This is a genomic window from Fulvivirga imtechensis AK7 (genome assembly GCF_000331535.1).
In the GTDB taxonomy this organism is placed as follows: domain Bacteria; phylum Bacteroidota; class Bacteroidia; order Cytophagales; family Cyclobacteriaceae; genus Fulvivirga; species Fulvivirga imtechensis.
The window spans coordinates 1-20,331 of the sequence record NZ_AMZN01000129.1 but is presented as its reverse complement, the minus strand read 5'-3'; the positions used below and the strand labels follow the sequence as shown (position 1 = coordinate 20,331).

Annotated in this window: 23 protein-coding genes and 1 pseudogene; 17 read left to right on the top strand and 7 right to left on the bottom strand. The window is 41.3% G+C overall.

Going from position 1 to position 20,331, the window contains the following annotated elements; translation table 11 throughout:
- A pseudogene (locus tag C900_RS26570) lies at nucleotides 1-512 on the bottom strand (hypothetical protein); the annotation flags it as partial.
- Between the two features lie 155 nt (nucleotides 513-667).
- Here C900_RS26570 and C900_RS26565 point away from each other — a divergent pair.
- The 4 genes from C900_RS26565 to C900_RS26550 are packed head-to-tail and all read left to right on the top strand — an operon-like array spanning nucleotide 668 to nucleotide 4,368.
- Nucleotides 668-907, top strand: coding sequence for a hypothetical protein (locus tag C900_RS26565; RefSeq protein ID WP_009583551.1), 240 nt, complete (start codon nucleotides 668-670; stop codon nucleotides 905-907).
- On the top strand, nucleotides 864-1,610 hold the full coding sequence (locus C900_RS26560; protein WP_185114005.1) for a hypothetical protein: 747 nt from the start codon (nucleotides 864-866) through the stop codon (nucleotides 1,608-1,610). Before C900_RS26565 ends, C900_RS26560 begins: the two co-directional genes overlap by 44 nt.
- Before the next feature lie 30 nt (nucleotides 1,611-1,640).
- Entirely contained in the window at nucleotides 1,641-3,335 is a 1,695-nt protein-coding gene (locus C900_RS26555; protein ID WP_009583547.1) for a 1-acyl-sn-glycerol-3-phosphate acyltransferase, read from the top strand.
- Nucleotides 3,328-4,368, top strand: a complete 1,041-nt coding sequence (locus tag C900_RS26550; RefSeq protein ID WP_009583545.1) for an NAD(P)H-dependent glycerol-3-phosphate dehydrogenase — start codon at nucleotides 3,328-3,330, stop codon at nucleotides 4,366-4,368. Before C900_RS26555 ends, C900_RS26550 begins: the two co-directional genes overlap by 8 nt.
- A 63-nt stretch (nucleotides 4,369-4,431) precedes the next feature.
- On the opposite strand, the gene C900_RS26545 is transcribed toward C900_RS26550, so the two are convergent.
- From C900_RS26545 to rsmA, 6 genes are all read right to left on the bottom strand, one after another.
- The gene (locus C900_RS26545) at nucleotides 4,432-4,824 is read right to left on the bottom strand and encodes an HIT family protein (RefSeq protein ID WP_009583543.1); all 393 of its coding nucleotides are present in this window, start codon (nucleotides 4,822-4,824) and stop codon (nucleotides 4,432-4,434) included.
- Nucleotides 4,824-5,297 carry a transcription elongation factor GreA gene (greA, locus tag C900_RS26540; RefSeq protein WP_009583542.1) on the bottom strand — a complete coding sequence of 158 codons (474 nt, stop codon included), beginning with the start codon at nucleotides 5,295-5,297 and terminating at the stop codon, nucleotides 4,824-4,826. The genes C900_RS26545 and greA overlap by 1 nt, the downstream gene beginning before the upstream one ends.
- A 130-nt stretch (nucleotides 5,298-5,427) precedes the next feature.
- Nucleotides 5,428-6,270 carry a pentapeptide repeat-containing protein gene (locus tag C900_RS26535; protein WP_009583541.1) on the bottom strand — a complete coding sequence of 281 codons (843 nt, stop codon included), beginning with the start codon at nucleotides 6,268-6,270 and terminating at the stop codon, nucleotides 5,428-5,430.
- Nucleotides 6,271-6,376: 106 nt separating this feature from the next.
- Nucleotides 6,377-7,315 carry an NAD(P)-dependent oxidoreductase gene (locus tag C900_RS26530; RefSeq protein WP_040497628.1) on the bottom strand — a complete coding sequence of 313 codons (939 nt, stop codon included), beginning with the start codon at nucleotides 7,313-7,315 and terminating at the stop codon, nucleotides 6,377-6,379.
- 3 nt (nucleotides 7,316-7,318) lie between these two features.
- Nucleotides 7,319-8,677, bottom strand: coding sequence for a magnesium transporter (mgtE, locus tag C900_RS26525; RefSeq protein WP_009583539.1), 1,359 nt, complete (start codon nucleotides 8,675-8,677; stop codon nucleotides 7,319-7,321).
- On the bottom strand, nucleotides 8,655-9,443 hold the full coding sequence (gene rsmA, locus C900_RS26520) for a 16S rRNA (adenine(1518)-N(6)/adenine(1519)-N(6))-dimethyltransferase RsmA (protein WP_009583538.1): 789 nt from the start codon (nucleotides 9,441-9,443) through the stop codon (nucleotides 8,655-8,657). Before rsmA ends, mgtE begins: the two co-directional genes overlap by 23 nt.
- An 89-nt stretch (nucleotides 9,444-9,532) precedes the next feature.
- Between rsmA and pdxA the strand changes: the two genes are divergently transcribed.
- From pdxA to C900_RS30160, 13 genes are all read left to right on the top strand, one after another.
- Nucleotides 9,533-10,564 carry a 4-hydroxythreonine-4-phosphate dehydrogenase PdxA gene (gene pdxA, locus C900_RS26515; RefSeq protein ID WP_009583537.1) on the top strand — a complete coding sequence of 344 codons (1,032 nt, stop codon included), beginning with the start codon at nucleotides 9,533-9,535 and terminating at the stop codon, nucleotides 10,562-10,564.
- Between the two features lie 114 nt (nucleotides 10,565-10,678).
- Nucleotides 10,679-11,065 (top strand): hypothetical protein, encoded by a 387-nt coding sequence (locus C900_RS26510; protein ID WP_009583536.1) that lies wholly within the window; start codon nucleotides 10,679-10,681, stop codon nucleotides 11,063-11,065.
- Between the two features lie 89 nt (nucleotides 11,066-11,154).
- Nucleotides 11,155-11,691 carry a YceD family protein gene (locus C900_RS26505; protein WP_040497632.1) on the top strand — a complete coding sequence of 179 codons (537 nt, stop codon included), beginning with the start codon at nucleotides 11,155-11,157 and terminating at the stop codon, nucleotides 11,689-11,691.
- A gap of 17 nt (nucleotides 11,692-11,708) precedes the next feature.
- On the top strand, nucleotides 11,709-11,900 hold the full coding sequence (gene rpmF, locus C900_RS26500) for a 50S ribosomal protein L32 (RefSeq protein ID WP_009583534.1): 192 nt from the start codon (nucleotides 11,709-11,711) through the stop codon (nucleotides 11,898-11,900).
- A 12-nt stretch (nucleotides 11,901-11,912) separates the two neighbouring features.
- Nucleotides 11,913-12,854 carry a phosphate acyltransferase PlsX gene (gene plsX, locus C900_RS26495; protein ID WP_009583533.1) on the top strand — a complete coding sequence of 314 codons (942 nt, stop codon included), beginning with the start codon at nucleotides 11,913-11,915 and terminating at the stop codon, nucleotides 12,852-12,854.
- An 11-nt stretch (nucleotides 12,855-12,865) separates the two neighbouring features.
- Nucleotides 12,866-13,864, top strand: a complete 999-nt coding sequence (locus C900_RS26490; RefSeq protein ID WP_009583532.1) for a beta-ketoacyl-ACP synthase III — start codon at nucleotides 12,866-12,868, stop codon at nucleotides 13,862-13,864.
- Between the two features lie 146 nt (nucleotides 13,865-14,010).
- Complete coding sequence (gene efp / locus C900_RS26485; protein WP_009583531.1) at nucleotides 14,011-14,577, top strand: elongation factor P; 567 nt, start codon at nucleotides 14,011-14,013, stop codon at nucleotides 14,575-14,577.
- Between the two features lie 138 nt (nucleotides 14,578-14,715).
- Nucleotides 14,716-15,204, top strand: coding sequence for an acetyl-CoA carboxylase biotin carboxyl carrier protein (accB, locus tag C900_RS26480; RefSeq protein WP_009583530.1), 489 nt, complete (start codon nucleotides 14,716-14,718; stop codon nucleotides 15,202-15,204).
- Between the two features lie 70 nt (nucleotides 15,205-15,274).
- Nucleotides 15,275-16,618 (top strand): acetyl-CoA carboxylase biotin carboxylase subunit, encoded by a 1,344-nt coding sequence (gene accC / locus C900_RS26475; RefSeq protein WP_009583529.1) that lies wholly within the window; start codon nucleotides 15,275-15,277, stop codon nucleotides 16,616-16,618.
- 350 nt (nucleotides 16,619-16,968) lie between these two features.
- Nucleotides 16,969-17,757 carry an aminoglycoside 6-adenylyltransferase gene (locus C900_RS26470; protein WP_157494259.1) on the top strand — a complete coding sequence of 263 codons (789 nt, stop codon included), beginning with the start codon at nucleotides 16,969-16,971 and terminating at the stop codon, nucleotides 17,755-17,757.
- A 161-nt stretch (nucleotides 17,758-17,918) separates the two neighbouring features.
- Nucleotides 17,919-18,470 (top strand): hypothetical protein, encoded by a 552-nt coding sequence (locus C900_RS26465; protein WP_157494257.1) that lies wholly within the window; start codon nucleotides 17,919-17,921, stop codon nucleotides 18,468-18,470.
- A 349-nt stretch (nucleotides 18,471-18,819) separates the two neighbouring features.
- Entirely contained in the window at nucleotides 18,820-19,272 is a 453-nt protein-coding gene (locus C900_RS26460) for a VOC family protein (RefSeq protein ID WP_009583525.1), read from the top strand.
- Nucleotides 19,273-19,941: 669 nt separating this feature from the next.
- Entirely contained in the window at nucleotides 19,942-20,268 is a 327-nt protein-coding gene (locus C900_RS30160) for a hypothetical protein (RefSeq protein WP_009583524.1), read from the top strand.
- The last annotated feature ends 63 nt before the right edge of the window (nucleotides 20,269-20,331 follow it).

The window sequence follows — 20,331 nt, the reverse complement described above, 5'->3', positions numbered from 1 at the left end:
GTATTGTTGCAACCCAGGAAGGGATCAATATTAATCTCTGTCTCCACATAAAACGTGGTGTTTACGGAATTGTCAATATTCAATACACCTTCGTTTCTGTTGGGTTCTACATAACCGATCTTATATTTGCCAGGCGAGGCATATGTGTGCTCTATAATAAATTGCGCGGTAGATACATCCGGACCGAGCCCTTCTGTTGATATTGGCTGAGTAATTAAGGTGCCGTCATTATTCAATATACCCCTGGTACCGTTATCAATCTGTGGCAATTGAAAAGGACTACTGCCATCGCCAAAGTCAATTACCCCCTCACCGAACTTAACATCAGATCCTGTATCGGTATAAACGATGATCTTTATGCGGAAAGTCATCCCCTGGCAATTTACCCGCTCAACAATTATTTCTCCCGCCCTGAGGTGAGTAGCCATAGCCTGTTGAAATAGCGCAGTGATCAACAGCAAGGTAAATGCTGTTAATATTCTGGCACCGCGGGTAATACTGTTATAAATCAACTTTGGTAAAATAAAAATGTTATAACTCGATAATAATGAACACTAAATGTAATCAATTAGTTTTGTAGAATCTACTTAGCATCATCAAAAATCATACATATGCTAATGAAGATAAACGAATAAACGTAATTTATATTATTAAAGATTCGCTACTCATGAGAGTAATTGGAGAAATACCTCACCCCACGTGTAAAGTTACGTTATTTCAATGGAACGGAAAGTACATTGTTAAAATTGAACAAGGCCACTTGGAGCAGTCATATAAAATTGATGAGACAGATATCATCGATGAGGGTGACATCAACAAGATACTGAATGACGGTTTTATGAGATCTGTGCTTAGAAGGTTCCATGAAATGCATACTGACCTTGTTCAGTCATTGGAGAGGATATAAGGAGATGCATATAGAGGGGGAGCCTGTTATAGCCTTTTGTTACATCGGAAGATCCGGTGATGAGAATAATGTGTGCTTTCTCACCAGAGAAAATCTATTTGTCAGGTACAAAAAAAGACTCACCAGCTTCAATAACAATAGCATTAAAGAAATAACATTCGAACATAAGTTGCTACTTTTTCCGATGGTCACTGGTGGCATTATGGCGCCACTGAGCATTCATGCGCTGCTCAATTCATTTATGAACCCCTGGCTAATGCTCTCCACCATGATTGCCGGACTTTTCCTGATGTATATTGGCTGGGAGGGCACCTCCACAATGACCGTCAGTACGAACGTAAAGGATTATTATTTCTTCATAAAGAATATTACGCCTAATTTGATATCCTTTGCTGACTATGCCAATGTTTTCATTGCCGACAATGAGCATGGTAAAAAGTTTTATTTTTTAATGAAAAGGTCTGAATGGGAGCAAACAAAGGCTTCAGGCATTTTTAAACAGCCCCAGCCATTACTTTTATATAACTGGAGTGATATGGCTGGAAAAAGTCATCCTGCAGATCAGATACTACTGGCAATTGATCCTGTTGAGGCTGATATCAATATTTCTTTTATCACCCATCCCAACAAAGATAAGCTTCGCCCTGTTATCAGTCACAATATCCCTGTCGAGCATATCATGGAAGTAAAAGATCAGATTTAGTACTTTCTGGCTATATTTGAAATTCACAAAATGGACATAATGAAGCCAAAAGGCAATTCAAAACATAAATCTTATAAACCGATACTTCCAGGCACCAAAGACTGGCCCGTTGTTCAGCTTAGTAAAAACAGAAAAAATTTTATCAAGCGGGTAGTTGAAGAGACACTTGTGGGCATCAAGGAGGCCAACCCCGGACGTCAGGAATTAAGAGAGGAGCTGGAAACAACACTTTATCGCGAAAGACTGCGTATAAAGGAAAATCCGTGGCGTGTAGACCCTTCCGATGATTATCGCTTTTGGGAAAAGGTAAAAAATCAACTCGTAGAATTGACCGTTGAGCAAGATGCCCGGGAGAAAGAGGAAGACATTCTGAGACGAGTTGTTACAAGATATGCACATGAAATAGCGGGTAATTTTAAAAGGACGAGATACCGGCTTGCCCGGGAGATTGTCAAGTTTGGTTTTGCCAGATTGCTCAATGCCACCCGTGTAAAGCGGTTTGGGGCATTTTTCAGAAACAAATACACCCTACGGGATAAGATACAGATCAGGGGCAAGGTAAAACAACTGCGCAAGCTGGCGAAGCAGGGAACGGTTGTAATGGTACCCACCCATTTCAGCAACCTGGATTCCATCCTCATTGGCTGGATCATTCATTCGCTAGGCTTGCCCGCCTTCATATACGGTGCCGGCCTTAACCTGTTTAATATCAAGATCTTTGCTTATTTCATGAATAGTCTGGGAGCTTATAAAGTAGATCGCAGAAAAAAGAATGCCATTTATATAGACACACTGAAGGTCTACTCAAAGCTTGCCATCGAGGAGGGGGCTCATAGTCTGTTTTTCCCTGGCGGCACGCGCTCAAGGTCTGGCAAGATAGAGTCAACCCTGAAGCTTGGACTCCTGGGTACAGCCATGGAAGCACAACGATCCATTTACATGAAATATCCTGACGGAGAAGCCAGAAAGATATTTATAGTGCCCGTAACGATCAATTACAACTTTGTATTGGAAGCCCCGGCTTTGATCCATGAACACCTGAAATCGCAGGGAGGTGAGAAGTATTATATAGAGAGTGATGAATACTCCACGTCATACAATATGATCAAGTTTCTCATCAAATTCTTTACCAAGGGCTCCGATATCTCTGTATCTATAGGATCGGGAATGGACCTCCTGGGCAACTATGTAGACGATGATGGCAATAGCATTGATAACCACGGCCGCTTTATTGATACGCGTGATTACTTTGTTTCTAACGGTGAAGTTTCAATAGACCGGCAGCGAGAGGAAGAGTATACCAGGCGCCTAAGCAGGATCATTGTCAGAGAGTTTCATCGTATCAACCGTGTATTTGCCAGTCATCTGGTGGCGTTTGTAGCTTTCAGGATCTGGCGCAAAAAGCATGATAAACTTGATCTTTATGATTTTCTGAGGCTACCAGAGGAAGAGCTCTCTATTTCCTATGACGAATTCAAAGAAGTATTTAGCAGAGCGCGGCAAGCTGTATTAAAAATGAAAACCCAGAATAAAGTTAATGTAGCTGCACACCTCAAAGGTCAGCTTGATGAGGTAATAACATTGGGGCTGGATAATGTAGGAATGTACCACTCCAAGCGGCCATTGCTCAGAAACAAAGCAGGTGATATTATTACCCGGGATTTAAATACATTGTATTACTACCACAACAGAATGGATGGCTATGACCTCGAAAAGTATGTCTAAAAAACCTATAGGAGTAATAGGTGCCGGCAGCTTCGGTTCTGCGATAGCAAATATTCTTGCTGAAAAAAATGAGGTGCTTCTGTATGCCCGAAACAGCGAAACCATAAAAAATATTGCGCAAAAGAAAGAAAATAGAGGGCATAAGCTACACACCAATGTTATTCCCACTTCCGATCTGGCTTATCTTGCCCATAGCTGCGACATCATTTTTCCTATTGTCCCTTCGTCTGCTTTCAGGCAAATGATGCAACAGCTCTCGCCATACCTCCACCCCTACCACATTTTGATCCATGGCACAAAAGGTCTGGACATCCATTTACCTGAGGGAGAATCTATAGATACTATAAAAAAGCTGGGCAGAGAGCACATCAGAACAATGAGTGAGGTAATAATGGATGAGAGCGTAGTTATAAGAGTTGGTTGTCTGGCAGGGCCAAATCTGGCTAAAGAAATGGCTGCAAACCATCCTGCCGCCACCGTGGTGGCAAGTCACTATAAAGAAGTGATCCGTGAAGGAGAAAAGTTACTCAGAAACGACCGGTTCCAGGTATACGGCAATCATGATTTAATCGGTATAGAACTGGCCGGGGTGCTCAAAAATATTATAGCCATCGCTTCCGGGGCTTTAAGTGGCTTAGGATTGGGTGAAAATGCAAAGGGGCTGCTAATTAGTCGTGGCATGGTGGAAATGATACATGTGGGAAAGGCAATGGGTGGTGATGTACACGCTTTTGTTGGGTTGGCCGGTGTGGGTGATCTTGTAGCCACCTGCAACAGTACACTGAGCCGTAACTACACGGTGGGTTATCGCCTGGCAAAAGGAGAAACCCTGGATGATATACTTGCTGATATGGAAGAAGTAGCAGAAGGGGTAAATACCGTTCGGATAGTAAAAAGGTTTATCGGCAATCAAAAACTAAGGGCTCCAATTACTGAAGCCCTTTATGAAGTTTTATTTGAAGGCCTGACCGTAGACAAAGCCCTTCAATTACTCATGAGATATCCTTATAACGTAGACATCGATTTCCTATAGTATTGGCAGCACCAAACACCCTGGCCGGTTAACGGTAAACTGTGAACGGAGAACAGTAAACTGTTACATACACTCCCTTATTTTCTCGGCCATACTTCGTAGTTCCTCTTCAGAGGAATGTAGCTTTGGTCTGGTGAAATTGATATCGTCCATACTGTTTAGAGGCACAAGGTGTATGTGTGTATGCGGCACTTCTATACCTATAACAGCAACCCCGATCCTTCTGCAAGGGATTACCCTTTCAATAGCTCTGGCCACCTTCTTGGCAAACACATGTAGTCCACCCAGTGTCTCATCGTCCAGGTCGTACATATAATCCACCTCCTTTTTGGGCACTACCAGCACATGGCCATGCACCAACGGACTGATATCTAAAAAGGCTATATAATTGTCATCTTCAGCTACTATATGACCCGGTATTTCCCGGTTAATGATCTTTGTGAAAATACTTGCCATCAAAGTCCTATTTCCATAATTTCAAATTCGATTTCACCTCCCGGTGTTTGTATTTTAGCAGAATCGCCCGCCTTTTTACCTAACAATCCTTTTCCAATAGGTGACTGCACCGATATCTTGCTGGCTTTAAGGTCTGCTTCCTCTTCGGAAACCAATGAATAGGTAAATACCGCCCCATTCTTCTTGTTCTTGATCTTAACCTTTGAGAGGATCGACACTTTAGAGGTATCAATTGAGCTTTCGTCAATAACACGAGCATTGCCCACAACCTCTTCAAGCTGTGCTATTTTGGCTTCCAGGTGTCCCTGAGCATCTTTAGCGGCATCATATTCAGCGTTTTCGCTCAAATCTCCCTTATCTCTTGCCTCTGCAATTTGCCTGGCTATATCTGCTCTTCCTTTGGTTTTAAGCTCGTTAAGCTCTGCTTTTAATTTATCTAATCCTTCTTGAGTATAATATGCCACCTTTCCCATTTTCTTATATTTTATGATCTCTTATAAAAACAAATAACGGTCTCTGGTTTGAAACCGTTTAGTATTTTTTTCTGTAATAGTGATTACAAAGGTATACGTTTCCAGTTCTTGTTCAAAACATTCCCTTGCTCTACTTGCCTACCAGTTCAGGAATATTTGTCTTTATTTGACTCAGTATTTCATCATCAAATTGAGCCAGATACAACGTTTTTGCCTTTGTCAGTTGCTCTATGGTCAGCCCTTTGGCCCCACGCAGGTCCGCCTTGTACAAACTGGCGTTTTCAAAATTAGCACCTGTAAGATAGCAATTTGTGAGATTTGCTTCCATCAAAAATGCGTTTTTAAAATTTGATTTGATCAAAAAAGCATTTTCAAGATGTGCTTTTATTAAATAAGCGTCCTTAAAATTCGCACCACTGGCATATGCCCCCTTCAGGTTCGCCTGGTTAAGGTTTGAATTTTCTAAGTTAGTCTGGTTCAACCGGGTGTTTTCCAAATTAGTTTCAATTAAGAACGCATTTGAAATATTTGCAGAATTCAAATTAGACCCGGCAAGGTTCACATAGTTAAGGTTAGTACGTGCTAAATGGCAATTAACAAGATTTATCTCGTGAATACCATGCCTGTTCAACCTCTTGATATTACCAACTGTTCTAAAAGCAGCCTCCTCAGATTCCCATAGGCGGAAGTCATCGATCTCATCTTTATAAGTACGTATTCGCTGGCGGATCTCACCGTTTTTATTGAGCCAGAACAATAGCATACCTATTACTGCAATATCAAAGAGCATACCATGAGCTTCTGCAAGCACCTGGCTGAAAAAATCATCAAAATCAGCTAAATAATAACGAAGGCTCAGCCCAAGCACAATGATGGCCAAAATCACCAACACTATAGCCGATGTAAGTATGGGCTTTTCTATGATGGAGTTTACATACTCCTTAAATTTTTTGACCTGGCTTTTTAGCAGCATTGATTTTGACTACAAAAAAATAACTCGATTTGACTATATTACTAAAAACGCGGCTAAAATTAAAAGTTGTAATGTAATAAAATTAGCCCACAATATGTAATAAATTTCATTCAATTCCGTTGAATTCATTTATTATTTTATCAACAAGCACTCTATTTATCTTCTCATAGGATTCAAAAGACCAGCCAGCCACATGAGGAGTAAGTATGGTTTTATCCGAATTTACTAAAAATTCAAAATATTTTTGTTGTTCGACAGTTAAAGAATTTAGTTTTTCGTTTTCAAGTACATCCAACGCTGCACCTAGAATCTTTCCTGACGCGATAGCCTCACAAATATCCTTCAGCGGCAAAATTTCACCGCGTGCCGTATTGATCAGAAACACATTCTTTTTAAACCTTTTCATATAGGCTCCACCCACCATGCTACGTGTTTCTGCCGTTAGGGGCACGTGTATACTAAAAATATCAGCAGACTCATAAATCTCCTCCATCGAAGCCTCCTGTGCATGCCCATCTGTATAATCACGTTTGTATTTATCATAGGCCAACACCTTACAGGCAAAGGATCCCAACTTTTGTGCAAACGCTTGCCCCATATGCCCATACCCCAACAGGCCCACCGTTTTACCTTGCAGTTCATAACCTCTGTTGCCCTCTCTGTCCCATACTCCCCGGCGCACCTCTTTGTCTGCTTTGGCAACATTGTTAAGCAAAGCCAGGAGCATTGCCACACAATGCTCACCCACAGCGTTTCTATTTCCCTCGGGTGCATTTATTATTTTAATACCACGCTGATTTAGGGCATCCACATCAAGATTATCTATCCCCGCCCCGGCCCGTGCAACAAAACGTAGTCGGCCGGCTTGTCGTAGCAACTCTGCATCCACCTTTGTTTTACTCCTTATTATCAGTCCCTCATATCTGGCGATCAGGTGTTTTATCTCCTCCCTGGAAATATCCGGACGGTAATCAGCCTCAAAACCGGCATCAGACAAAAGTAATTCAATATCATTATGCATATAATCTGCAATAAGACACTTCATAATCTAAAGCATAAGGTGAACGGTGTAAAAATAAATAGCAAGACCTAACAGGTCATTGGTAGTAGTAATAAACGGGCCTGATGCCAGCGCTGGATTGAATCCGAATTTATCAAGCACTAATGGTGTAATGGTGCCCATAAAGGAAGCAATCAGCACCACACTAAAAAGGGCTATTGAAACCACAAAAGACAGGTCCTGGCTCCCACCGGTGATCATATTTACCCCATAAACCAATAGCGAAAGCATGATGCCATTCAGTGCCGCCACCAAAAACACTTTGACCAGCCTTTTTACCATACTATCGTTAAAAACTGATGGGTTGGCAAGACTTTGTACTACAATAGATGAAGATTGTATCCCTACATTTCCTCCTGTCGCCTGTATTAGTGGAATAAAAAACGCAATTGCCGTAATGCGAAGCAGATCATCCTCAAAAACTCCTATTAGCCGGGCATTGATCAACCCTCCAATAATACCGATAATCAGCCACGGCAGCCTCGCCCGGCTCAACATCCACACGCTATCTGCCTCCTCTACGTCACCAGAAATACCGGACATGATCTGTCTTTCTTCATCGGCAAGCTCGGTGATCACATCCACCACATCATCTATCGTGATCCTGCCCAGCAGCTTACCTTGCATATTCACTACAGGCACTGCTTCGAGGTCATATTTCCGCATTACCTGGGCCACTTCTTCTTCTGACATATATGTTTCTACAGACACCAGTCCGGGCTCATAGATATCTGCTATTTTCTTTTTATCGTCTGCCAGAATAATCCTTTTTAAGGAAACGCGCCCCAGAAGCCTGTCATTATCATCCACCACGTACACTGAGTACACCTTCTGTACGTTCTCCGCCTGCCTCCTAATCTCTTCAATGCACTGCACAACTGTCCAGTTGACGTTAGCTTTGATCAGCTCTTTCGCCATTAAGCCGCCCGCCACATCTTCATCATACCTGAGTAGGTCTAGTATATTTGCCTCCTTTTCTTCATTATCGAGGTTAGCTATCACCTCTTCTCTTTCCTTGATAGGAAGCTCATTTAAAATATCCACGGCATCATCCGAGTCCAGATGGTTGACGATCTCAGTCAACTCATTTGGCTCGAATACCTTCAGGAATTTTTCGCGTATATCTTCGTCCAAATCATTAATGATCTCTGCGCGTGTTTCAAGTGGCAAAAGATCTATGACATATTTTGAATCCTCAGTATCGAACTCATGCAGCAGCGTAGAAATGTCAGCGGGGTTTACTCCTTGCAGACTTTCTTTGATAAAAGACTCATCTTTCTCATCGACTGCTCGTTGAAAGCGCTCGCGAAACTCGTTGGACAGTTCAAATTGTACTATTTCCTCCACCTGCTGCTAGTTCATTAGTGAGTTCTACAAATTCTTGCACAGTAAGCATCTCCGCCCGTTTGTCGAGTATGGGCATAGCTTTTATTTGATCGGATAAATTTAGCGGTTTTAAAGCGTTACGCAATGTTTTCCTTCTGTTTTGAAATCCCTGCTTCACCACCTTTTTGAATAGAACCTCATCGCAACTCAAATGTTTAACATTATTTCGCTTAAGTCTGATGACTCCCGACTTCACTTTCGGGGGTGGCTGAAACACAGAAGCTTCAACGGTAAAGAGATACTGCATATCATAATAAGCCTGCAGCAACACACTGAGAATGCCATATTCCTTACTCCCCGGGGGCGACACCAGCCTTCTGGCCACCTCTCTTTGCAGCATACATACCACCTCTACTACATGATCCTTTTCCTCGAGTATTTTAAAAAAGATCTGTGATGATATATTATAAGGAAAATTACCTATGATGGAATACTTCTCCCCCATTCTTGCTGACAGGTCTTTAGTCAAAAAGTCGCCTTCTATTATACGGTCTTTCAATTGTGGGAAATGCTCTTTGAGGTACACTATCGACTCACTATCTATATCGATAAGCACCAAAGAAGAACCGTATAATTCGATAAGATACTGTGTGAGCACACCCGTACCCGGGCCAATCTCCAATATTGGCCGCCCCTGGTTGTCACTACTCAGCGCATCAACAATTTTCCTGGCAATCTTCTGATCCTTTAAAAAATGTTGACCTAGATGCTTCTTGGGTTTTACCATGCTTTTTATAATAATAGGAAAATCGTTTAACTTGCATACAGAAATAAAACGCACCGATAGCTTTCGGGCGGATAAAGTTATTAAAAATAATGAGCAGTAATCCCAAACAAGAAGAGAAACCCAAAATCGGAATTACAATAGGAGATGTAAATGGTATAGGGCCTGAGGTGATTATTAAGGCACTAAGGGATAACCGTATTCTCAACTTTATCACCCCGGTTATTTACGGGTCTACAAAAACGCTATCATATTACAGGAAGGCGCTTCATCTTGAAGACTTCAACTACAGCCAGGCAAAAGATGCGGGTCAATTTCATTCAAAAAAAATAAATGTAGTCAACTGCTGGGATGAAATGGTAGAGATCAATGCAGGCGCTATAACTCCTGAGGCGGGGCGAGCTTCTTTTAATGCCCTTGAAAAAGCAACTGAGGATTTAAAAGCCGGGCTAATAGATGCTATTGTTACAGCGCCCATCAATAAACATAATATTCAAAGTGACAAATTCAAATTTGCCGGACACACAGAGTACTTTACCCAAAAGTTCGATGCTAAAGATAGTCTGATGTTCCTGACCAGTGAAAATCTTAGAATTGGTGTGGCTACCGGGCATATTCCGGTGAAAGACATTAGCGGCAATATTACAAAAGAGCTGTTAACCCGCAAGCTGGATATTATGGAGCAGTCTCTGGTTCGGGATTTTGGCATTAAAAAACCCAAAATAGCTGTACTTGGTCTTAATCCACATGCGGGCGAAGAGGGCCTGCTAGGTAAGGAAGATAAAGAAATCATACTGCCTGTAGTAAAAGAGTTTAAACATAGAGGTTCGTTGATCTTCGGCCCGTTCCCTGCTGATGGCTTTTTCGGGAAAGGCGATTTTAGAAAATTTGACGGCATACTGGCCATGTATCATGACCAGGGCTTAATACCGTTTAAAACACTGGCTTTTGAAAGCGGAGTAAATTTTACGGCAGGGTTGCCGGCAATCAGAACGTCACCCGATCACGGTACGGCTTATGATATTGCCGGAAAAGATGAAGCTTCGGCCACTTCCATGCGCGAAGCCATTTACCTCGCAAGGGATATTTACAAAAACAGACACGAACAGTTAGTAGAAGAATAGTTCCATTCATGTCATTTAAGAAACAATTGATCAACAACCTCTTTATAACTATTTATTGTCGACCTATGTTTATTCATTGAAATCATTTAACTTTCAGAGAATTAGAGAAGTTCGATGGACATCGTCACCAGAAAGCAACTAAATATATTGATCCAACTGGCAGAAGCGGATAAGCATTTTTCCACGCTTGAAAGAGAACGTATTTTTGAGATTGCCAAAAAACGTAATTTTCCTCTGGAAGCAGTTAAAGACCTGATTAAAACCCCGGAACCCATCGGTTCTTTCGGAGCCCTCTCCAACGATCAAAAATTCGAGTATCTGTATAGCTGTATAGACCTGATGCTGATAGATGAAAAGATCTTTGACAGTGAAATTATCTTTTGCATTGACATTGCCATCAAACTCGGCTTCAAAAAAAACGTGGTTATCTTTTTAAAAGACGAAATACATAATTATCCCATGGCGGACCTCAAGCGGATGGTATTTGAGCGATACACCTAGCTTAAGCTACAAAAAAACGTTATCACTTCTTTTTTAATAATTAGAATTATCTTCTTAACTTTGCGTCCTTAAATTTTGTGGGAATGGCAATGAACGTGTTAGAAAAGTTTAATATAGACATATACAAGCTTCAAAACGGAGTACATCTATATCAGTTTGATATAGATGATCAATTCTTTGAGGCTTTTGAAAATAGCATTATTGATAAAGGAAAGGGCTCAGTAAAATTAGAATTAGAAAAGACCGAGACCTTTATCAGGTTGCATTTTGATATCAGCACGAGTGTTCAGTTGGAGTGTGATCGAAGTTTGGATCTGTTTGATTATCCGATCCATTCTGAAAATTCGCTGATATTGAAATTCGGGGATCATGAGGAAGAGATAAATGAGGAAATCAGTATTATCCCTCGTGACAGACAACGGATCAACCTTGCACAGTATATTTACGAATTCATAGGCTTATCAATACCTATGAAAAAGCTGCACCCAAGGTATAAAGACGAAAACGAAGATGATGAGTTGATATACTCATCAGACAAGTCATCTGAAGATCAGGACAATGAGGGTAAATCTGACGAAGATATTGATCCAAGATGGCAGAAGCTTAAAAACTTAAACAAGAACTAATTTAAATATTTTATAAAATGGCTCATCCTAAAAGAAAGATTTCAAAAACGAGAAGAGACAAGAGAAGGACGCATTATAAAGCAGAAGCAAAGCATCTTGCCGTATGCCCTACTACCGGAGAGTTCCACTTACCCCACAGAGCCTTCTGGCATGAAGGTAAACTTTACTACAAAGGTAAAGTTGTAATGGAGAAAGAAGTATTGGCTTAACCCCTTTTGCTCGTGAAAATTGCATTAGATGCAATGGGTGGCGATTTTGCTCCCGACTGTACTGTCAAGGGAGCAGAGTTGGCCTCAAGAGAACTACCGGACGATATTAAAATTGTACTGGTAGGTAAAGAAGATATCATTCAATCCAAGCTTAAGGAGTATAATATCACCTCACCCAGCATTGAGATTTTCAATGCGGATGATGTGATAGATATGGGTGAGCACCCTACAAAAGCTCTTTCGCAGAAACCAACTGCTAGTATTCCTGTAGGCTATGGGTTGTTAAAATCTGGCGCTGTTAAAGCATTTTGCAGTGCCGGAAATACCGGCGCTATGCACGTAGGCGCCATGTTTACCATAAAGGCTATTGAAGGCATTATAAGACCCGGTATAGCCGGATTTATCCCCAAAGAATCGGGCGATTTCGGTGTCATCATTGATGTTGGAGCCAATGCCGATTGCAAACCGGATGTTCTCTATCAGTTTGGAGAAATGGGCGCACTATACGCAAAACACGTCTTTAACATCGAAAATCCTAAAGTAGGATTAATGAACCTCGGTGAAGAAGAACAAAAAGGCACCCTTCTCACTCAGGCTGCTTATCAGCTTTTCAAGATCAGTAACAAGTTTAATTTTGTTGGAAACATTGAAGGCCGTGATCTGTTCAATGACAAGGCTGATGTAGTAGTTTGTGATGGTTTCACCGGAAATGTCATTTTAAAAATGGCCGAATCCTTCTTTGATCTTCTTCAAAAGCGTAATATTATCGATCCGTATTTCGACAGGTTTAATTATGAAGCCATAGGCGGCAGCCCAATACTTGGTATCAACGGAAATGTAGTGATAGGGCATGGGGTGTCGAGTGCGGAAGCAATTAAAAACATGATCTTGCTATCAGTAAAGATGGCAGAATCAAACATTCATTTGAAGATAAAACAGCACTTAGGCGAATAAAAGAGATAATTATGGCCAAAATCCGAGCCGCTATAACAGGAGTTCATGGTTATGTACCTGACTATGTACTAACTAACCAGGAACTTGAAACGCTGGTTGATACCAGTGATGAGTGGATTACTACCAGAACAGGCATAAAAGAGAGACGGATCTTGAAAGGTGAAGGCAAAGGAACCTCTGTATTAGGTACAGCCGCGGCAAAAGGGCTACTTGAAAAAACAGGCGCTAATCCGGAAGATATAGACCTGATACTTTGTGCCACGGTTACTCCTGACATGGTATTTCCCTCCACAGCAAACATTATTTCTGCTGAGATTGGAGCTGTAAACGCCTTCAGTTATGATATTTCCGCTGCATGTTCAGGGTTTCTTTACGCGCTGACCACCGCCAGCCAGTTTATTGAAACCGGCAGGTATAAGAAAGTGATCGTTATTGGCGCGGATAAAATGTCGTCTATTATAGATTACGGAGATCGAACTACGTGCATTATTTTCGGTGACGGAGGTGGAGCAGTATTGCTTGAACCCACCACGGAAGATGTTGGGATCATCGACTCGATCCACAAAGTAGATGGCCGGGGAGCTGAATACCTTAATATGAAAGCTGGCGGTAGCCGCTATCCAGCAACTGTTGAGACAGTCATTGCCAAAGAGCATTATGCCAGACAGGATGGAGCCACAGTGTTTAAGTTTGCCGTTACCAATATGGCCGACTATGCTGCCAAGATAATGGAGAGGAATAACCTGACGGCTGATAGTGTGGATTGGCTTGTGGCGCATCAGGCAAATAAGCGTATTATTGACGCTACCGCCCAGCGAATGGGTATAACTGATGACAAGGTAATGATGAATATAGAAAAATACGGGAATACAACCGCGGGCACTATTCCGTTGTTGTTGTGGGACTATGAGTCTCAGCTAAAAAAAGGTGATAATCTTGTTTTGGCTGCTTTTGGGGGTGGATTTACCTGGGGGGCAATTTACCTGAAGTGGGCCTATGATACTAAGTAGTGGTATTAATGCTGCGCTTTTTGGAACTTCATCCTGCCCTTTGGCGGGAACGTTTTCTTAAAGCCACTTAGAGTTTTCTTAGAAGCACTAAGTAATGCCTTGATATTGATAAGTTGATTCGTAAATTAGATTAAAATAATTCTGATATGGCAACAACTGCCGATTTTAAAAACGGTTTATGTCTGGAGTATAATAACGGTCTCTATACTATTGTAGAGTTTCAGCATGTAAAACCAGGCAAAGGCCCTGCATTTGTAAGGACAAAACTTAAAAGTCTGACAACCGGTAAAGTTGTAGAAAACACATTTTCTGCAGGGCATAAGATCACTACCGCAAGAATCGAAAGAAGACCACACCAGTTTCTATACAAAGATGATCTAGGTTATCATTTTATGGACAGTAATACTTTTGAACAAGCTGTGGTAGATGAAGATCTGATCGAGAATCCGGGACTTATTAAAGATGGTCAGGAAATTGACATCCTTGTGCATGCCGAACAGGAAAAAATAATAGGCGCAGAACTGCCCGCTTTCGTTGAGCTGACGGTGACTTACGCTGAGCCTGGAATTAAAGGCGACACTGCCACCAATGCAACAAAACCAGCTACCCTTGAAACAGGAGCTGAAATACAGGTACCTCTCTTTATCAATGAAGGAGATAAAATAAAGATCGATACACGTACCAACTCATATTCAGAGCGGGTAAAAGAATAAATTGTTGAATTAAAAAGTGACCCTATATGAATTAGTCTAAGTAGCTATACCTGAAAACGTTTCCAGGACCAGTATAAATTCTGTTAACATCAATCAGGCGCCTTGACTATTCATGTGAAACTTTAAACCAATTAATACATGAAAACCAAAGAAATTCGAGACCTTATTGATTTCATCTCCCAAACCGGACTAAATGAGGTTAACATAGAAACTGAGGAACTTAAGCTTTCTGTAAAGCGTGACCCGGATGTTCAGACGCGTTATGTAGAAGCAAGCGCTCCCGCGATTTCAACACCGGCACCGGTACAAGCATCAGCACCGGCTCCCACACAAACCCCTGCCCAGGCTACATCAGCTCCGGCAAAATCTACCGAGGATACCGGCAAGTATTTAGAGGTAAAGTCGCCAATGATCGGAACATTCTACCGCTCGCCAAATCCTGATTCACCTCCCTTCGTTGCCGTTGGTGATAAAATAGAAAAAGGACAGCCGGTATGTATAATAGAAGCCATGAAACTCTTTAATGAGATTGAATCAGAGGTATCAGGAACTATAGTAAAGGTAGTGGTAGAAAATGCCTCTCCCGTAGAGTATGACCAGGTGCTGTTTTTAGTAGACCCATCCTAATTGGTTACGATTCTCACATCTAAAAAACTAGTTTTTTATTGTTCAAATCGTAAATCAAAATTAGATAGTCGTGTTTAAAAAAATATTAATAGCCAATAGAGGAGAGATAGCCCTGAGAATAATCAGGACCTGTCGTGAGATGAACATCAAAACAGTAGCTGTTTACTCTCTGGCAGATAAAGATAGTCTCCATGTTCGCTTTGCCGATGAAGCAGTGTGTATCGGTAAGGCCCCTAGTAGTGAATCATACCTGAACATCCCTAACATAATAGCTGCAGCCGAGATCACCAATGCCGATGCGATACATCCGGGCTATGGTTTTCTTGCAGAAAATGCAGAGTTCAGTGCAGTATGTGAAGAATATAATATCAAATTCATCGGAGCATCACCTGATATGATCAATCAAATGGGTGATAAAGCTACTGCAAAAGCTACGATGAAAAAGGCAGGCGTTCCTACAATTCCAGGTTCGGAAGGATTATTGAAGGATGTAGAAGAGGGACTGAAGATTGCCAAGAAGATTAAATATCCGGTAATTCTAAAAGCAACAGCAGGTGGCGGTGGTCGTGGTATGCGTATTGTGAAAGATGAATCAGGCTTCAAAAAAGCCTGGGACGATGCCCGTCAGGAAGCTGGGGCAGCGTTTGGCAATGCAGGCTTATATCTTGAAAAATTTGTAGAAGAGCCTCGCCACATCGAAATACAGGTAGTAGGCGATAAGAACGGACGTGTGTGCCATCTTTCCGAAAGGGACTGCTCCATACAAAGAAGACACCAAAAACTTGTAGAAGAAACACCCTCACCGATTGTAAGCCAGGAACTCAGGGAAAAAATGGGCGCTGCGGCCATCAAAGGTGCAGAGGCGATCAAGTATGAAGGTGCAGGTACTGTTGAGTTTCTTGTAGACAAGCATGGTGATTTCTATTTCATGGAGATGAACACCCGGATACAGGTAGAGCACCCGATTACCGAAGAGGTAACCGATTTTGACCTGATCAAGGAACAGATCAAAGTGGCTGCCGGAGTGGAGATATCAGGCAGAAACTATTTCCCCAACCTGTATGCAATGGAATGTCGTATTAATGCGGAAGATCCGTCTAATGGCTTCCGTCCGTCACCTGGAAAGATCACTAACCTCCACATGCCCGGAGGCCATGGAGTAAGGGTTGACAGCCATGTTTATGCAGGCTATACTATTCCTCCAAACTACGACTCCATGATCGCTAAACTGATCGTAAGTGGGCAGTCCAGGGAAGAGGTGATCACCAGAATGAAGCGGGCATTATCAGAGTTTGTAATTGAAGGTATAAAAACAACCATACCTTTCCACATCAAGCTGATGGACGATAAGCAATTCCAGGAAGGGAATTTCACTACGAAATTTCTCGAAACTTTTGACTTTTCTGACCTGTAGCTATAAGCTAACTGAAATAATACCAGAGCCCGGACAACCAAGTCCGGGCTTTTTATTTTATTTTGCTTTTCCCTTAATATAAAGAATTGATCGAATCAGCCTGGTTTCTTAGGATCAGGCGGACAAGCTGGGGACCTGAGAAGTCAAAAGTTGGGTCTGCTTTACACCTCACCCATAACAGGCTGTAATACTTGCTCAGCAGAATCGGCCATAGGTGTATACAATTTCAACCGCAGGTAACGTACAATAGCTGGATGAAGGGCCGAATTGACAAAAATCATAACCCAGTCTATAAAAAATCGTATATTTTATAATTGCCCATTTCATAAATGACTTTGGACAATTCCTTAATGAAACAGCAACAATTTATTGATCAGGTAGTTGAAAGAATCAAAGACGACAAAAATGTAATTGGACTAGCGGTGGCCGGTTCATTCATAACAAACGAGATTGACGAATTTTCTGATGTTGACCTAATCCTGGTAACAGTCACCAGAGTAGCAGATGACCCTTCAAAAATGGAGAATTATGCTAGGTCGTTTGGCGACTATCTAAATGGTTTTACCGGAGAACATGTGGGAGAAAGACGAGTTTTGATTTGTTTATATGACAATCCTCTACTTCATGTGGACATTAAATTTCTGACTCTTGACGAGTTTCAAGATCGCATTGAAAATCCAGTTATCTTTTTCGACCGGGATAACACATTGAAGGAAACAATCAGTTTAACTAAAGCTGAATGGCCAAAACTTGACTTTCAATGGATTGAAGACCGATTTTGGACGTGGGTACACTATACGACCTTAAAACTGGGACGAGGAGAAAACTTTGAGGCTTTAGACTTTCTATCCTTCGTAAGGACTTTTGTCATTTCACCCATGCTTCAAATAAAAAATGGCAAACTTCCGCGCGGTCTAAGGAAAGTTGAAATAAATTTCCCTAAATCTGACCTCGATAAATTAGTAACTACAGTGCCTGCCTATAAGATGGAATCGATATTTGATTCACTTGAAAACACAGTTAGTCTTTATATCGAACTGCGACAGATAATTTTTCCTTCGACAATAAAGCTGAGAACTCAAACGGAGCTGAGAACTTTGGAATATTTGAAAGAGATTAGACAATTAAGATTGGGATAACACCACTCCGGATATGGCTATGTAGAGTTGTAAGCCTCAATAGCGATCTGGTGGGTGAATTTTAGAGAAACCCTTGCCCATGATTTTAACAGCAGGGGGAAATCATCGAAGAGTAAGAATATTTAATATGAAAAAACAACAGTAAGAAAATGAACAATAAAATGAATTGGTTCAATCTTTTATTTCTACTTGCATTGAGTTGTTTGTTTTCCACGAGGCTATTTGCTCAATCTGAAGTAAAACATGGATTTGATGTTGAAATTGATCCCATCGCTTTTGCCTTGAATGGCTTTTCCTTGCATGGAGGATATCTGACAGGCCCTTGGCGCTTTGATTTGGGTATATTTGGTCTGGACATCCCTGAATGGGCTCATGGAAATGAAGGCTTTAAGGTATCTGCCCGTGGAACAGGATGGAAGGCTGATCGTTTTTTACGGGGATTATCGGATGGCTTTTTTATTGGAGTAGAAGGAAATGTGACAAAAACATCGATTACCCATTCGCTCTCAGATGACAACCGAAGCGCAACGGAATTCTCTCTGGGCATTCGCGGGGGTTATCGCTGGAATACCGGGCTGGGAAATTTATATGTAACCCCATGGCTGGGGTTAGGGTATATTCTTAATGCAAAAGATGTTACAATTAATGGAGAGGTGTTCAAAACAAGCCCCTTCCAGCCATTCCCAACCGTACATATCGGATGGACGTTTTAATTAATGTCTACTAAAAAACGTAGATGTCTGTGTTACGCTTGTCCCAAAATGTTCATCCCGACAATAAATAAAATCTCGTTGAAAAAACCGCAGAAAAGTATAGACAGTGATCCCGCTGGCACACTTTTAACAATAGTGCAACACCTTTTCTCATCCCACCCTCCGGCTCAAATAACTCTTTGAAAGGAATTTTAAATCAATTAGATCAGGTCGGAACCCCATTTTCATCAATGTCGCATTAAATCCTAAACTTGTCATATTTACACAGCTCCAAATCATCAAATGTTTTCCATTTTTGTATTGGCAATTGCAATGGAGGCGATGACTAATAACATAAGGATACAAAACTATGACAAAACGTAATTTCCCTATAATGCACAATGTAGGCATCGTTGTAGAATCTCTCGATGATGCCATCTCTTTTTTCAGCGAGCTGGGTCTGACGCTGGAAGGGCGGGGCATGGTCGAAGGAGAATGGGCCGGCCGCGTTACCGGGCTTGTCTCTCAGCGCGTAGAGATCGCTATGATGGTGACCCCAGATGGCCATAGTCGGCTCGAGCTCTCACGGTTTCTAACCCCATCAACTATCTCAGACCACCGGACTGCACCGGTGAATGCGCTTGGCTACCTTCGCGTCATGTTCACTGTAGACGATATTGACGAGACAGTATCCCGACTCCTTAAACATGGCGCTGAACTTGTTGGCGAAGTCGTTCAGTACGAGAATGCGTACCGACTCTGCTATATACGTGGAGTTGAAGGGATTTTAATCGGTTTGGCGGAAGAACTTGGTGATAAATAAGGATTTAGCTCAGTCCAAGAAAACATGCTAACAATTAGGCTCTAATGAACCGTGCCCTTACCACGCATCCATTAGAGCCTAATTGGTTATGGACAGTGTTTAGGAGGTGTAAAAACTTCCTCTTGCCCACATTTCACAAACAGTTATGTCAATAGAGGGAGACAAAATTTAGCTATTTTGTAGCCTTTCATAGGACGAGCATAACGAACAAGCCGGACAGCACTAATTTAATTTCGAAAATAATCAGTATCTTAGAATATAGTCAAAGACAAACATAGAGATAAATTAATTGAGAAGATCAGGTCAATTGACGACAGCAATGTAATTCTATGAAATAAATGATGATCAAAAGACTCGAATAGCTAATGGAATTTAGCAATTGAGAACTGAGAAAGCATAAAATCAGAAGACGTTTTCAAAAAAAGTGTAAATGGCTAAACAAGTAATTTGATCATCAACAAGCCGAACAAAAATTTGCTGATGACAAAAAAGCGTTTAATTAAGAGATTAAAATGGTATTACCCCACTGAAAAATTTCATACTTATTTAACCTTTCCCGCTCTTCTAATCTACCTTTTATACTCAAACTCAATCAAGGATAGCATTTTTATCGCGTACGGATTAGTAGTATGCATCATCATCTTATATCAGGGCCAGCTATATTGGAAATTGAAACTGTACAGTTTAATTGGGAAGCTTATCAACCAGGAAAAGTATCTTGAGTTTTTCAGAAAATCCAAAAAAATCAACCTTGTGCTCATGGGGTTAATCCCTTTGTTCTTAATCATTCAGCTAATGCTTCAAAACTGGACTTTTACAAACAATAAAATGCTTTTCTGGGGAGTGTTGGCTAATGTTTTTACAATCTTAGAGTATATCAATTACTACCATACCCAACTGATGATGGATAATAAATATGATATAGAATATTTAATAAGAAATAAAAAATTGAAGAGAGCAAGTTTGGCCAAGGACTTAATGGAGAATAAGATATAAGTAGGGCCATGAAACCCTATTCCTGTTTTCGACACTGGGACACCCAATCCTAAACGAGCTCAA